Source organism: Pseudaeromonas sp. HNCC25DJ182 (assembly GCF_055413365.1).
Genome location: NZ_JBVAYG010000013.1, coordinates 12,060 through 26,965 on the forward strand (window position 1 = coordinate 12,060; position 14,906 = coordinate 26,965).

A 14,906-nucleotide genomic window follows, 5' to 3' on the forward strand; every position below is an offset into this window, starting at 1 on the left:
ATGGTAACTGAGAACCTGTTGATTGAACTCGGCACCGAAGAGTTGCCCCCGAAGGCGCTGCGCAAGCTGGCTGAAGCCTTTGCCGAGAACTTTACCCAAGAATTGACCAAGGCCGAACTGGCCTTCGAGCGCGTCGAATGGTTTGCCGCTCCACGCCGTCTGGCACTCAAGGTGCATAAACTGGCAGCAACCCAGCAAGACAAGCAGGTCGAAAAACGTGGTCCGGCCGTCAGTGCTGCCTTTGTTGATGGCAAGCCAACCCAGGCGGCTGTCGGCTGGGCCCGCTCCAATGGTATCGAAGTCGAGCAAGCCGAGCGTCTGGTTACCGACAAGGGCGAGTGGCTGGTATTCCGCGCTACCGTGACCGGTCAACCGACAACCAGCCTGATCGCCGCCATGACCGCCACCGCTTTGGCAGGCCTGCCAATCCCGAAATTGATGCGCTGGGGAGCTTCGCGCACTCAGTTTGTCCGTCCGGTGCATACCTTGTGTCTGCTCTTCGGTGGCGAATTGGTCCCCGGTGAAGTCCTAGGCTTGCAATCGGCACGCATCATTCGCGGCCATCGCTTTATGGGCGAAGCCGAGTTCGAGATTGAGCATGCGGATCAATACCCGGGCCTGCTGGAGACTCGCGGCAAGGTGATCGCCGATTTCGAGCGCCGCAAGGCGCTGATCAAGGCGGGTGCCGAGCAGGCGGCCGCCACTCTGGGTGGGATCGCCGATCTGGAAGATTCCCTGCTGGAAGAGGTAACGTCCCTGGTCGAATGGCCCGTGGTGCTGACCGCAGCCTTCGAAGAGAAATTCTTGGAAGTCCCCGCTGAAGCTCTGGTCTACACCATGAAGGGCGATCAGAAGTACTTCCCGGTCTATGACCCGGCTGGCAAGCTAATGCCGAATTTCATCTTCGTCACCAATATCGAGTCCAAGGATCCGAGCCAAATCATCGGCGGTAACGAACGCGTGGTTCGCCCCCGTCTGTCTGATGCGGAATTCTTCTTCAAGACCGACAAGAAGCAACCACTAGCCGCTCGTCTGGAAAGTCTGGCGACCGTGCTGTTCCAGCAACAGCTCGGTACCCTGAAAGACAAGTCAGTACGCATCGCGGAACTGGCGGCTTTCATCGCCCCCCGGATTGGTGCGGATGTAGAACATGCCACTCGGGCCGGTCTGCTTTCCAAGTGCGACCTGATGACCAACATGGTGATGGAATTTACCGACACCCAGGGCGTCATGGGCATGCACTATGCTCGCCACGATGGAGAAGCCGAAGACGTAGCCGTTGCGCTGAATGAGCAGTACATGCCGCGCTTCGCCGGTGATGCTCTGCCGGGTGGTCTGGTGGCCTGTGCCGTAGCGATTGCCGATAAACTCGACTCATTGGTCGGAATTTTCGGGATCGGTCAGGCGCCCAAGGGCGATAAGGATCCATTTGCCTTGCGTCGTGCGGCAATTGGTACCCTGCGTATTGCCGTCGAAAAACAGCTGGATCTGGATCTGGCTGACTTGGTCGCCAAGGCTGCCGCGCTGTATGGCGACAAGCTGTCTAACGCCAAGGTCACCGACGAGGTCATCGACTTCATGCTGGCTCGCTTCCGCGCCGCTTATCAGGAAGAAGGGATTGATGTAGACGTGGTGCAAGCCGTGCTGGCTCGCCGTCCAACCCGCCCTGCCGATTTTGATCAGCGCGTGAAAGCAGTGAGCCACTTCCGGACTCTAGATGCCGCCGATGCACTGGCTGCCGCCAACAAGCGGGTTTCCAACATTCTGGCCAAGTTCGATGGCACGCTCAATCCTGCCGTCAATGATGCCTTGCTGCAAGATGCGGCCGAACAGGCGCTGGCTCGCCAGGTTGCCGAACTGGAGCAGCAACTTGCGCCCGTCTTTGCCGCCGGTGATTACCAGCAGGCTCTGACTCGCCTGGCTAGCCTGCGTGAAGTGGTGGATACCTTCTTCAACGATGTGATGGTTATGGCCGACGATGAGGCGTTGAAGCTCAATCGCCTGACCCTGCTCTCTCGTCTGCGCAACCTGTTTCTCGAAGTGGCAGATATCTCAGTGCTGCAGAAGTAATCACCATAATGGCGACACAAAAAGCCCGGATATTCCGGGCTTTTTATTGGAACCAATTCAACAATCCAATCAATAGGAAACTATCAGACAAATCAACTATCCACCGCAAATCACTGCGTTTCACGTGAAACAGCTTATTTACTAGAGCAGACTTGACTAATCACCCCAGCGCGTTAAAACAGATCCCCTCTTCTGAAATGATTAGGCAACTGCCCCTTTTTTGCTGTTTGGATATCACCATGGATTTTTCGTTGTTTGGCCGTAAATTTACTCGTCACGCCGGTATCACCCAATTAATGGATGATTTGAATCAGGGCTTACTGGATCCCCAGGCCATCATGCTGGGGGGCGGCAATCCAGCCGCAATTCCGGCAATGCTGGAGGCATTTCATGACGAGGCCAATCAACAACTAAATTCCGGCGAACTCCTCAAGTCGATGATCAATTACGATGGACCGCAGGGAAAAGATAAATTCACCACGGCATTAGCCGCGTTACTGCGCCAGGAATATGGCTGGGAGATCAGTGCCAAGAATATAGCTCTGACCAACGGCAGCCAGAACGCATTCTTTTATTTGTTCAACTTGCTGGCAGGTGAGTTCAGTGGCGGCCACAAGAAAAAAGTGCTATTCCCGCTGGCGCCCGAATATATCGGCTACGCCGACTCTGCATTGAGCGAGGAGATGTTCGTTGCCTGCAAACCGGCCATCACGTTACTGGACAATGGTTTGTTCAAGTACAACGTCAATTTTGAGGCCCTAGAGATTGGCGATGATATCGGCCTGATCTGTGTATCACGGCCGACCAACCCGACGGGTAATGTGCTGACCGATGAAGAGATCCGCCATCTGGATGAACTGGCTCGCGCTAAAGGAATACCTCTGCTCATCGACAACGCTTATGGCACGCCCTTTCCGAACATCATTTTTACCGAGGTGAAACCCTTCTGGAACAGCAACACCATACTCTGTATGAGCCTGTCCAAACTGGGCTTGCCGGGTACTCGCTGTGGCATTGTCATAGGACCAGAGTCTTTAATCCAGGCCATAGGAAATTTGTCCGGCATTATCAATCTGGCACCCGGTGGCGTCGGCCCGACCATGGTGCAGCGCTGGGTGGAGAATGGCGATATTATTCGTTTGAGTGAGCAACACATCCGCCCCTTCTATGAGGCGAAAGCCCAACAGGCGGTACAGTGGCTTCAGGAAGCGATTCCCCACCCCAAGCTGCGTATCCACAAGCCCGAGGGCGCACTCTTTCTCTGGCTGTGGTTTGAGGGGCTTCCTATCCATAGTCAGGAGCTGTATCAACGCCTGAAACAGCGGGGCTTGATCGTCGTTCCAGGCCACTACTTCTTTCCTGGCATCACAGATACCACCTGGCAGCATCAATATGAATGCCTGCGACTGAACTATGCCCAGGATGCCGACAAGGTACAGCGCGGGATCGCGATCCTGGCCGAGGTATTAGCTGAAATTTGCTGAAATTAATGCTGAATACCGCCTGACGTGAGCTGAACCAGAGTGGTTTAGCGACTTGGTACGCAATTTGAATTGTCGCTCGAGCCGTTGCGTTGTAAAACTGAACAGGCGTGACACAATGGACGTTGTCATAACCGGATTGCCAAAACCTCATGTCGTATTCAGTCATTGTCTGTGATGATTCCCGCTTCGCCCGCCAGCAGCTGATCCGTGGTCTTCCCGCAGGGCTGGCACGGGAAGTATTAAGCGCCAGCCAAGGCGAGGAGGCGTTGCAACTACTGCGTGCCGGTAAGGGCGAATTACTGTTTCTGGATCTGAATATGCCAGGGCTGGATGGTTATCAGGTTCTGGAAGCCATCCGTGACGAAGGGTTGAACGTGCTGGTCATTGTGGTTTCCGGGGACATTCAGGCTCAAGCCCATCAGCGCATTCTCGAGCTTGGAGCGCTGGCGTTCCTGCAGAAACCGCTCAATAACAGCCAACTGCTGCACTTGTTGGAACAGTTTGGACTGATGCCGGCCATCACGGATGCTCTTATCGCCCCACCACTGACGTCACCCCACGAGTTTGCACCGGTCAGCTACCAGGAAAGTCTGCAAGAGATCGTCAATATCGCCATGGGCCAGGCCGCACGCCAACTGGCTGACCTGTTGAACTTATTTATCCATTTACCCATCCCCAAGGTACAACTCTGCACCAGTCATCGCTTACATCGTCAAGTTGAAGAGTGGCTGGAGATGCCAGGGAACATGGTTGTGAGTCAAGGCTTTGTTGGCTCCAGCATCGCAGGAGAGTGTCTGATCCACTTCGCAGAACAAGACATAAGCCGAATTGCCCCACTCCTCGGGTTCAATGAGCATGACGATCTGGATCGAAAGTCGTTGCTGATCGAGCTGTCCTCCATGTTGGCGGGAACCCTGTTGTTAGGCCTTTCTGATCTGCTGGGATTGCGCTTTAGTCGTAGTCACCCGGCATTGATCAGTCTCGGCAGCGACAGCATATTGGCTCAGCAGGAACAGGCGCAGAAAATTCTCAGCGTTAGCCTGACCTACACCATACCGGCGCAACAAATCAGCTGTACCCTGTTGCTGCTGTTAACCGATACCTCCTTGTCGGCGCTCGAACGTCGACTCAGCCTGATTGCCGAGTAATGTATGGATCTAATCGAACTGGATGACTTTCATTGGTTGATGGATATTCTACAGACCATAGATGTCGGCCTGGTGGTGATCGATCGCCAATATCAGGTGCAATTGTGGAACGGCTTTATGGAGAACCACAGTGGCCAACTCGCCAGCCATATCCGTGGCCATAACCTGTTGACCCAATTTCCAGACCTGCCCATCACTTGGCTACAGCGTAAAGTTGAAGAGGTCTTTGCCCTGCATAGCCCGGTGTTCAGCTCCTGGGAGCAAAGACCACGATTGTTCGATTTTGCTAGCACACGCCCCTTCACCAGCAACAGTGCGCTGATGTATCAGAATATCACCCTGATGCCGCTGGTTTCGCGTCATGGCCTCTGCAATCATATCTGCATCATCATTTATGATGTCACTGATGCCGCCATGGGGAAGCAAGGGTTGCAAGACGCCAATCAACAACTCAAGGCGCTCTCCATCACCGATCGACTAACCGGGCTCTACAACCGCGGTCATTGGGAAGAGTGCATGCGGCAGGAGTATCAGCGCCATTTTCGTAGTGGCTCCCCTGTGACTCTGTTGATGTTTGATATCGACTTTTTCAAGAAGATTAACGATGGCTATGGTCACCCGGCTGGAGATGCCGTACTACGGGATGTAGCCTGTATCCTGCGACAACAGCTGCGAGCCACCGATGTGGCTGGGCGATATGGTGGAGAGGAATTCGGCATCCTGCTGCTCGATGCGGATAGCCATACAGCGTGGCTGATTGCCGAACGTCTACGACAAGCCATTGCACAGCATATTGTCCAACACGATAACCGGCTGATTGAATTTACAATCAGTATCGGACTTGCCGTTCTTGATGCCGCCACAGCAACGCCAGCACAGTGGTTGGTACGGGCTGATGAGGCGCTGTATCACTCCAAACGCACGGGCCGCAACCGCGTCACCATAGCCAATGGTCAACAGCACCCCGTATCCTCCTCAACCTCGGTTGATAGCCAGGCCGCTACTGCCGTTACAGCAGACTGAGATATCAAAAACGTTTCATGTGAAACAAAAAAGCCAGTCCTCAAGGACTGGCTTTTTTGTTACTACCCGGCTAAAAACCTAGATATCCAGGTTTGCTACCTTCAGGGCATTGGTTTCGATAAACTCGCGACGCGGTTCAACAGCATCACCCATCAGAGTGGCAAATAGTTGGTCGGCAGCGATCGCGTCATCGATGGTGACACGCAACATACGACGGGTGGATGGATCCATGGTGGTTTCCCACAACTGATCCGGGTTCATCTCACCCAACCCTTTATAGCGCTGGATATAGACCCCGCGCTTGCCTTCGTCGACCAGCCAGCGAATAGCCTCATCGAAGCTGGAGACGGGCTTCACCTTCTCACCACGCTTCACATAAGCACCCTCCTCCATCAGATTGGCAATCTGGACACCCAGGGTGACGATCTGCTTGTACTCATTGGAGTTGAGGAAATCGTAGCTCAGCAGGTACTTATGATCGATACCATGCTGACGCAGGCTGACAACCGGCAAGTAAATCTGACGTTCAACATTATGTTCAACACTGATGTTGAACTGGGAGCCGTTAGTCCCCTGGTCCAGCAGGATCTGCTGTAATGTGGCAACCCAAGCTTGGACCTGAGCCTCATCCTGGAGCAACTCTGGAGTGAGCGTCGGTTGATAGATCAGCTGGGTCAGAACCGCCTCTGGTAAGCGGCGAGACAAACGACCAATCAGACTCTGCACGGCGCGGTATTGCAATACCAGGCGCTCAAGTTGCTCGCCACCGATTCCTGGTGCGGACTCGTTGACATGGATCGCGGCACCATCCAGCGCCAGGGTCGTTTGATATTGAACCAGCACATCCTCATCCTTGATGTACTGTTCCTGTTTACCCTTCTTCACTTTGTAGAGCGGCGGTTGGGCAATATAGATATAGCCACGCTCAATCAACTCAGGCATCTGGCGGTAGAAGAAAGTCAGTAACAGGGTCCGGATGTGAGCACCATCCACGTCAGCATCGGTCATGATGATGACGTTGTGGTAGCGCATCTTGTCTGGGTTGTACTCATCACGACCGATACCGCAACCTAACGCGGTAATCAGAGTGGCCACTTCCTGCGAAGAAAGCATCTTGTCAAAGCGCGCCTTCTCGACGTTCAGGATCTTACCCTTCAGCGGCAAAATGGCCTGGTACTTACGGTTACGCCCCTGCTTGGCAGAGCCGCCCGCCGAGTCACCTTCCACGATATAGAGTTCAGAAAGAGCCGGGTCACGCTCCTGGCAATCAGCTAGTTTGCCGGGCAATCCAGCCAGATCCAGAGCCCCCTTACGACGGGTCATTTCCCGTGCTTTACGCGCGGCCTCCCGCGCCCGAGCAGCATCGATAATCTTGCTGACGACGACCTTGGCATCACCCGGGTTTTCCAGCAGGTACTCGTCCAGCTTCTCGCCCATGCACTGCTCAACCGCCGTCTTCACCTCTGACGAGACCAGCTTGTCCTTGGTCTGGGAAGAGAACTTGGGATCCGGAACTTTCACCGAAATAATAGCGGTCAAGCCCTCACGCGCATCATCGCCCGAGGTCGCTGTCTTGGCCTTCTTGCTATACCCCTCCTTGTCCATATAGTTGTTCAAGGTTCGGGTTAGAGCCGCACGGAAACCTGCCAGGTGCGTACCACCATCCCGCTGCGGGATGTTATTGGTAAAGCAGTAGACGTTTTCCTGATAGGCATCATTCCACTGCATCGCCACTTCAACAGAAATGCCATCTTCGCGCTCCTGGGTGAAATAGAACACCTTGGGGTGGATCGGTGTCTTATTCTGATTCAGATATTCCACGAACGCACGGATACCACCTTCATAGTGGAAATGTTGCTCGCGATTATCCCGCTCATCTTCGAGGCGAATAGATACCCCCGAGTTGAGGAAAGAGAGCTCTCGCAGGCGCTTGGCCAGGATCTCGTAATGAAACTCGATGTTGGTGAAAATGGTCGGGCTTGGCCAGAAGCGGATCTCGGTACCCGTCTTATCGGCATCACCAATCTGCTTCAGCGGAGCCACAGGATCACCCAGGTTGTAGGTCTGCTCGTAGACATGACCACCACGACGAATGGTCAGTAACAGCTTGTCCGAGAGCGCATTCACCACCGAAACACCAACGCCGTGCAAGCCACCGGAGACCTTATAGGAGTTGTCATCGAACTTACCGCCAGCATGCAGAACCGTCATGATGACTTCCGCTGCCGATACTCCCTCCTCCTCGTGAATATCGACGGGGATGCCGCGACCGTTATCCCGTACCGATACTGAGTTATCGGCATGGATTTTAACCAGAATATCGCTGCAATAGCCGGCCAGGGCCTCATCAATGGAGTTATCGACCACCTCGAACACCATGTGGTGCAAACCAGAGCCGTCATCGGTATCCCCGATGTACATGCCGGGACGCTTACGAACCGCATCCAACCCCTTCAATACCTTGATATTCGAAGAGTCGTAAGTGTTGTGTTCACTCATGTCTTACTCTCGCTCTCGTGCTTGATATTCGGTGATAGCGCCCTGTTCCACATGAAACAGATGGCACTCAAGTTCCGACATCATGTCGGCCAATGGCGCCTCATCAATCGCGGTGATGAAGACCTGGCTGGCGCACTGCTTTAACCGCTGCGCCAGCCGACGCCGTTTCTCCGAGTCGAGCTCGGAGGCAAAATCGTCAATCAAAAAGATACACTGCCGCTCACCCTGGCGATTCAGAAAGAGCCCCTGAGCGAGCCGCATGGCACAGACCAGCAACTTGAGCTGACCACGTGACAACATATCCTGAACCGGCACCCCATTAGCTTTCAGCCGTAGGTCTGCCTTATGGGGTCCGATAGCGGTGTGACCCATCAGCCGGTCACGCTCGAACCCCTCCTCTAACAATTCATCCAGTCGTCGTTGTCGATCCCAACCGGGATAAAACGCAATCTTGAACTCGAATTCGGGTAAAAAATCTGCCGTAATTTCCTGCAACAACGGCAAAATGGCTGCACAGTAGCTGGCTCGATATTCCGCTAACTCCAATCCCAGACGCGCCAGTTCTTGATCCCAAAACGCTAGCGGCGCATAGCTCTGACTCTGACGCAACAGGGCATTGCGTTGTTTCAACAACCGTCGCACCCGAGCCCAGAGCGGGAAAAAACCCTGCTCCACGTGAAACACACCCCAGTCAACAAAAGAGCGACGTTGCTGTGGCCCCCCGGTCAACAAGCTGAAACCTTCCGGATGAATCAGCTGTAACGGCACAATCTCGGCCAGCTGAGCCAAACGTTCGGCGGGCCGGCCCGCCAAGCGCAGTTGAGTCTCCCCAGTCCGGCTTTTGGATAAGCCAATCGGAACCGCAGAATGGGGCTCTGACTCGACCTGAGCAAACAAGGTAAATGCTTTCTCGCCATGACCAATCACGCGACTGGCCAGATGGGTACGAAAAGAACGACCAAGACCAAGATAGTGGATCGCTTCCAGCACGCTGGTTTTGCCACTGCCGTTACAGCCCAACAAGACGTTGAGCCCCTTACCGGGGCTCAATTCTGCCTGTTGGATGTTCCGAAAATCCCGGATCTGTAACTTGAGCAATGCCATGGTTACAGCCGCATCGGCATCACCACATATAAGGCCGCATCGCTGCTGGCATCCTCCAGCAGAGCACTGCTATTGGCATCGGTGAGACTGATTTTGATCTGTTCACATTTTAACGTATTCAGCACGTCCAGCACATAGGAGACATTGAATCCAATCTCCAATTCGGGACCTGGGTAGGAGACATCCAGCAACTCTTCCGCTTCTTCCTGCTCCGGATTGTTCGCTGTGATGCGTAGCAGATTCGGTTGTAGGTTAAGACGAACCCCGCGCAACTTGTCGTTGGAGAGGATTGCTGCCCGAGCAAATGCCTGACGTAGCCCTTCCCGATCCGCCAGCACGTACTTGTCGCTGTTGCGTGGCATCACACGACGATAATCCGGGAAGCGGCCATCCACCAATTTGGAGGTAAAAACAAAGCCCTCCGACACGGCGCGTAGATTATTCCGCCCCATCTGCAAACGGATTGGCTTGTCTTCGTTCTCCAGCAAACGCACCAATTCCAGCACGCCTTTGCGCGGCAATATCAGTTGCTGCTCGGGTAATTCCTGAGTCACCACATCACGACGACAAGTGGCCAAACGGTGGCCATCAGTTGCAACGGTACGCAGGCTGCGGCCCGTGGCCTCAAACAACATGCCGTTGAGGTAATAACGCACATCCTGACTAGCCATGGAAAACAACGTCGATTCAATCAGACGCTTCAATTCCAGCTGGCTGATATCGAACTCCAGCAAGGACTCCCAATCTTCAATATTGGGAAACTCTTCGGCAGGTAGTGTCGACAAGGAGAAACGACTGCGACCGGAACGCAGGATCAGGCGATCTCCTTCCAGCACAAAATTGATAGGTGCCGATTCTGGCAAACCGCGGCAGATATCGAGCAACTTGCGCGCTGGAACCGTGGTTTTACCCGGCTGGACAGTGCCTTCCAAGGCAACTCGTCCGATCATTTCTACTTCCAGATCGGTACCTGTCATCGATAACCGGCCATCTTCAACAATCAGCAACACGTTGGAGAGGATCGGCAGCGTTGGACGTCCGCCGAGGGAGCCAGACACCAGTTGAAGTGGACGCAATAGAGTCTCGCGACTGATAGCAAACTGCATCGAAGCTCTCCGTTATCTCAGGATGATAGGGTGCGGATCAGGTTGGAATAATCTTCTTTGATATCGTGACTCTCTTCCCGCAGCTCGGCGATTTTGCGGCAAGCATGCAACACAGTCGTATGGTCCCGGCCACCAAAGGCATCCCCAATCTCCGGCAAGCTATGGTTGGTCAATTCTTTGGCCAATGCCATCGCCAACTGCCGTGGCCGTGCTACCGAACGGGAGCGACGTTTGGAGAGCAGATCAGCAACCTTGATTTTGTAATACTCGGCCACTGTCTTTTGGATATTGTCGATCGTCACCAGCTTTTCTTGCAACGCCAGCAAATCGCGCAGCGCTTCGCGCACAAAGTCGATGTTGATGGCACGTCCGGTAAAATTGGCATTGGCGATGACCCGGTTCAGGGCCCCTTCCAGTTCACGAACGTTCGAACGCAGGCGTTTGGCAATAAAGAAGGCCACTTCATCCGGCAGATGGATCTTGCTCTCTTCCGCCTTGCGCATCAGGATCGCCACCCGGGTTTCCAGCTCCGGCGGCTCGATTGCCACCGTCAGGCCCCAGCCGAAGCGCGACTTCAACCGATCCTCGACACCATCGATCTCTTTGGGATAACGGTCCGAAGTCAGGATAATCTGTTGATTGCCTTCCAGCAGCGCGTTGAAGGTATGAAAGAACTCCTCCTGGGAACGCTCTTTATTGGCAAAGAACTGAATATCATCGATCAGCAGGGCGTCGACACTGCGGTAATAGCGTTTGAATTCTTCGATGGCATTGGTCTGCAATGCCTTGACCATATCCTGTACAAAGCGTTCGGAATGCATATAAACCACTTTGGCATCCGGATTCCGATCCTTGATGGCATTGCCGACCGCGTGCAGCAAGTGGGTCTTACCCAGACCCGTACCGCCATACAAAAACAGCGGGTTGTAAGCCGTTCCCGGATTATCCGCAACCTGGCTCGCCGCCGCCCGCGCCAACTGGTTGGACTTACCCTCGACAAAGTTCTCGAAGGTGTAGGTTACGTTGACGTTGCTCTTGTGATTGATCTCGGGCTTGTTCTCTGCCGACTGCCCCCAACTTGGACCACTCACAGGAATGGTACGACCTTGCACAGGTTTATTCACAAGAGGAGCAGCGGCATGGTTACGACTACCGATGTCAAAACGCAAGGCTGGGGCATCGGATCCACAAAACTCGGAGATCAAGCTGTTGATCCGGATCAGATACTTGTCGCGCACCCAATCCAGAATGAAGCGGTTCGGGGCATAGAGAGTGAGCATCCTGTCGCTCAACTCCGCTTGTAACGGCCGGATCCACATGCTGAATTCTCCCGAAGGCAACTCATCTTGCAGCCGGTTCAGGCATTGCTGCCATAGCGAAGCTGTCACAGTACACTCCAAATAAAATAGGACGAACGAAGATCCGATATTCTACGTTTTTGGCCTCCGGATCGCTAGATCGAGCAACAGGATCTTGCCAAATTTGCGGCTTGACTTTTGGATCCTGTGTGAATAAAGAGGCCTTTCTTGCGGGTTTTATCCACACCTTACCAACAGATTTAATCCACAAAAATAAAAAATGGTGCCACCTCCCGGATTATAGAGCTCCTTTAGAGTCCCAATGCCGCACAAATTGTTGATTGGACGCTATAGGGTGAAGAATCAAGCACCACCCACCGGATCCGGCTCCTCGGCATGGGCTGCAGATCTTGTTGGTATCTGCAGTTATCACCACGAATTGGGGCGCCACACAGGCACCCGGCCAACCGGCATGGATCCTGGCGCTAGCGGCAACACAAAAGAGAGGCAGGATCCTGCGATCCTTGGCTTGTCTCTGCACCGCGACTGGGTATAATGCGTCACCCCGATCCGGGAGGATCCTTGGGGATGGGGTTCTTGCCTGCTCTGTTCGGGCAGATAAGGATGAACTCCCCGCCCCCGCAGATTGACGCAACCTCCGAATCTGTTTAGAATTCGGCCTCTTTTTATGGGGTCGCCCTACTCAGCATCGACATGTGTCCATGTGTGGGACTATCCAAACTGTACAGTTAAATCAACGGATAATGCTATGAAACGTACTTTCAATCCTTCAGTACTGAAGCGCGCACGTAATCACGGTTTCCGCAGCCGTATGGCCACCAAGAATGGCCGTCAGGTTCTGGCTCGCCGTCGCGCCAAGGGTCGTGCACGCCTGACCACTGTGAATGGCTAATCACGCCTTCCCTCGGGAGTTACGTCTGTTAACTCCCGAACATTTCAAAAATGTCTTCAATGAGCCTGTACGGGCTGCCTCTCCTCACCTGACACTTCTTGCTAAAGCCAATACTCTCGGTCATCCGCGCCTCGGTCTTACTGTGCCGAAAAAAGCGCTGAAACGAGCCGTCTGGCGGAATCGCATCAAGCGTCTGACCCGGGAAAGTTTCCGTCACAAGCAGCATGAACTGCCTGCCATCGATATTGTCGTGATTGCCAAACCCGGTATCGGTCAATTGAGCAATGCCGAAATTAGCCACCTGCTGGATAAGTTATGGCGCACCCTGTCACGCCGTTGCAATGGCTAGCCATTAAACTCATACGACTCTATCAGTGGTTCATCAGCCCACTGTTGGGACCGCGTTGTCGCTTCCATCCCAGCTGTTCGCACTACACCATTGAAGCAATCTGCCTGCACGGTCTCATAAAAGGCATTTGGTTAGGCATCAAACGTCTATTAAAATGTCACCCCTTACACGCAGGGGGCTATGACCCGGTCCCGCAACCCAAGCCGAAGAAGCGAAGAAACTAACTATGGAATCTCAACGTAACCTACTTGTCATTGGATTGCTGGTTGTCAGCTTCCTGCTGTGGCAACAGTGGAATGCCGATAAGGCGCCCAAGCCGCAGACCGTGGCTGTCACTCAAACCGATTCGTCCGTGCCTGCAGCCTCGACCGCGACCGATGTCCCCGGCGAGAAGACCCAGACCAACGCCCGTCAACTGATCAAATTGAGTTCCGATCAACTGGAACTGCTGGTTGATACCCAGGGCGGGGACATTGTTGATGCCAAGCTGCTGCAACACACAGTGGCTCAAGGCTCCAACGACCCATTTCCGCTGCTGATGGATAAGCCGGGCCGTCTGTATGTCGCCCAAAGTGGCCTGATTGGTCGCGATGGTCCAGACAGTCGTCCGGAAGGTCGTCCCAGCTACACCAGCGCGCAAACTGAATACAAGCTGGCTGATGGTCAAGACAAGCTGGTTGTTCCCCTGACCTGGACTAGTCCGGAAGGCGTGACCTTCACCAAGGAATTCGTGCTGACCCGTGGCAAATATACCATTGGCGTGGACTACCAGGTGACCAACAGCAGCACCAAGCCGCTGGAATTGCAATTCTATGGTCAATTGAAACAGACCATTGCCGCACCTGAAGATCAACAGAGCCATGCTCTGATGGCCAGCGCCTACCGGGGTGCCGCCTACTCGACTACCGATATCCGCTATCAGAAAGAAACCTTCGACAACATGAAGGAAACCAGCCTGAACACCAGCACCACCGGTGGCTGGGTTGGTATGCTGCAGCACTATTTTGTGACGGCCTGGACTGGCGATACCGCCGGCCAGAATCAGCTGTATAGTCGTGTGGTGGCCAATGGCCAGGAAGCGATCATTGGCCTGAAAGAGCCGGTCGCCAATGTCGCACCAGGTGCCGCCGTTACCCTGGGCTCCACCCTGTGGATAGGCCCCAAGCTGCAAGATGAAATGGCAACCGTTGCCAAGCATCTTGACCTGACGGTTGATTACGGCTGGCTGTGGTTCATCGCTCAACCGCTGTTCCAACTGCTGCAGTTCCTGCATGGCCTGGTTAGTAACTGGGGCGTGGCCATCATCCTGATCACTCTGATTGTCCGCGGCGGTATGTATCCACTGACCAAGGCGCAATACACATCCATGGCCAAGATGCGCATGCTGCAACCCAAGCTGACTGCGCTGCGTGAACGTTTCGGTGACGATCGCCAGAAGATGTCCCAGGCGATGATGGAGCTCTACAAGCAGGAGAAGGTCAATCCGCTGGGTGGCTGCTTCCCGATCCTGATCCAGATGCCGATCTTCATCGCCCTGTACTGGACACTGATGGAGTCGGTCGAGCTGCGTCATGCACCGTTTGCCCTGTGGCTGACCGACTTGTCAGTGAAGGACCCCTACTATGTGCTGCCGCTGCTGATGGGCGCCACCATGTGGTGGATCCAGAAGATGAGCCCGACCACGGTCACCGACCCGATGCAGCAGAAGGTGATGCAGTTCATGCCGATCATCTTCACCTTCATGTTCCTCTGGTTCCCGTCCGGTCTGACCCTGTACTGGCTGGTATCCAACATTGTCACCATCATCCAGCAGACCATGATTTACCGTCAGCTGGAAAAGAAAGGTCTGCACAGTCGCGAGAAGAAATAAGTTCCGACCTTCAGATACAGAATAAGGCGACCTACGGGTCGC

General features: G+C 54.1%; 12 protein-coding genes. 8 read left to right on the top strand and 4 right to left on the bottom strand.

Annotation, left to right across the window (positions count from 1 at the left end):
* The 4 genes from glyS (at nucleotide 1) to ACZYUB_RS11400 (ending at nucleotide 5,725) form a co-directional block, all read left to right on the top strand.
* Nucleotides 1-2,070 carry a glycine--tRNA ligase subunit beta gene (gene glyS, locus ACZYUB_RS11385; protein ID WP_463948123.1) on the top strand — a complete coding sequence of 690 codons (2,070 nt, stop codon included), beginning with the start codon at nucleotides 1-3 and terminating at the stop codon, nucleotides 2,068-2,070.
* A gap of 239 nt (nucleotides 2,071-2,309) precedes the next feature.
* Nucleotides 2,310-3,554: a valine--pyruvate transaminase gene (locus tag ACZYUB_RS11390; protein WP_463947986.1), complete on the top strand. Its 1,245-nt coding sequence runs from the start codon at nucleotides 2,310-2,312 to the stop codon at nucleotides 3,552-3,554.
* Nucleotides 3,555-3,703: 149 nt separating this feature from the next.
* Nucleotides 3,704-4,702 (top strand): response regulator, encoded by a 999-nt coding sequence (locus ACZYUB_RS11395; RefSeq protein ID WP_463947987.1) that lies wholly within the window; start codon nucleotides 3,704-3,706, stop codon nucleotides 4,700-4,702.
* Nucleotides 4,703-4,705: 3 nt separating this feature from the next.
* On the top strand, nucleotides 4,706-5,725 hold the full coding sequence (locus ACZYUB_RS11400) for a sensor domain-containing diguanylate cyclase (protein WP_463947988.1): 1,020 nt from the start codon (nucleotides 4,706-4,708) through the stop codon (nucleotides 5,723-5,725).
* A gap of 78 nt (nucleotides 5,726-5,803) precedes the next feature.
* On the opposite strand, the gene gyrB is transcribed toward ACZYUB_RS11400, so the two are convergent.
* The 4 genes from gyrB to dnaA are packed head-to-tail and all read right to left on the bottom strand — an operon-like array spanning nucleotide 5,804 to nucleotide 11,822.
* On the bottom strand, nucleotides 5,804-8,224 hold the full coding sequence (gyrB, locus tag ACZYUB_RS11405) for a DNA topoisomerase (ATP-hydrolyzing) subunit B (RefSeq protein ID WP_463947989.1): 2,421 nt from the start codon (nucleotides 8,222-8,224) through the stop codon (nucleotides 5,804-5,806).
* 3 nt (nucleotides 8,225-8,227) lie between these two features.
* The gene (gene recF, locus ACZYUB_RS11410) at nucleotides 8,228-9,328 is read right to left on the bottom strand and encodes a DNA replication/repair protein RecF (RefSeq protein WP_463947991.1); all 1,101 of its coding nucleotides are present in this window, start codon (nucleotides 9,326-9,328) and stop codon (nucleotides 8,228-8,230) included.
* Between the two features lie 2 nt (nucleotides 9,329-9,330).
* The gene (gene dnaN, locus ACZYUB_RS11415) at nucleotides 9,331-10,434 is read right to left on the bottom strand and encodes a DNA polymerase III subunit beta (protein ID WP_463947992.1); all 1,104 of its coding nucleotides are present in this window, start codon (nucleotides 10,432-10,434) and stop codon (nucleotides 9,331-9,333) included.
* Nucleotides 10,435-10,451: 17 nt separating this feature from the next.
* The gene (gene dnaA, locus ACZYUB_RS11420) at nucleotides 10,452-11,822 is read right to left on the bottom strand and encodes a chromosomal replication initiator protein DnaA (protein ID WP_463947993.1); all 1,371 of its coding nucleotides are present in this window, start codon (nucleotides 11,820-11,822) and stop codon (nucleotides 10,452-10,454) included.
* Between the two features lie 679 nt (nucleotides 11,823-12,501).
* Here dnaA and rpmH point away from each other — a divergent pair.
* From rpmH to yidC, 4 genes are read left to right on the top strand one after another with little or no spacing between them, the layout of a single operon-like run.
* Entirely contained in the window at nucleotides 12,502-12,645 is a 144-nt protein-coding gene (rpmH, locus tag ACZYUB_RS11425) for a 50S ribosomal protein L34 (RefSeq protein ID WP_463947994.1), read from the top strand.
* A complete protein-coding gene (gene rnpA, locus ACZYUB_RS11430; protein WP_463947996.1) occupies nucleotides 12,638-12,994 on the top strand; it encodes a ribonuclease P protein component in 357 nt (118 codons plus the stop codon). Before rpmH ends, rnpA begins: the two co-directional genes overlap by 8 nt.
* Nucleotides 12,961-13,218 (top strand): membrane protein insertion efficiency factor YidD, encoded by a 258-nt coding sequence (yidD, locus tag ACZYUB_RS11435; RefSeq protein ID WP_460884423.1) that lies wholly within the window; start codon nucleotides 12,961-12,963, stop codon nucleotides 13,216-13,218. Before rnpA ends, yidD begins: the two co-directional genes overlap by 34 nt.
* Before the next feature lie 2 nt (nucleotides 13,219-13,220).
* On the top strand, nucleotides 13,221-14,864 hold the full coding sequence (yidC, locus tag ACZYUB_RS11440; RefSeq protein WP_463947998.1) for a membrane protein insertase YidC: 1,644 nt from the start codon (nucleotides 13,221-13,223) through the stop codon (nucleotides 14,862-14,864).
* Nucleotides 14,865-14,906 lie beyond the last annotated feature (42 nt).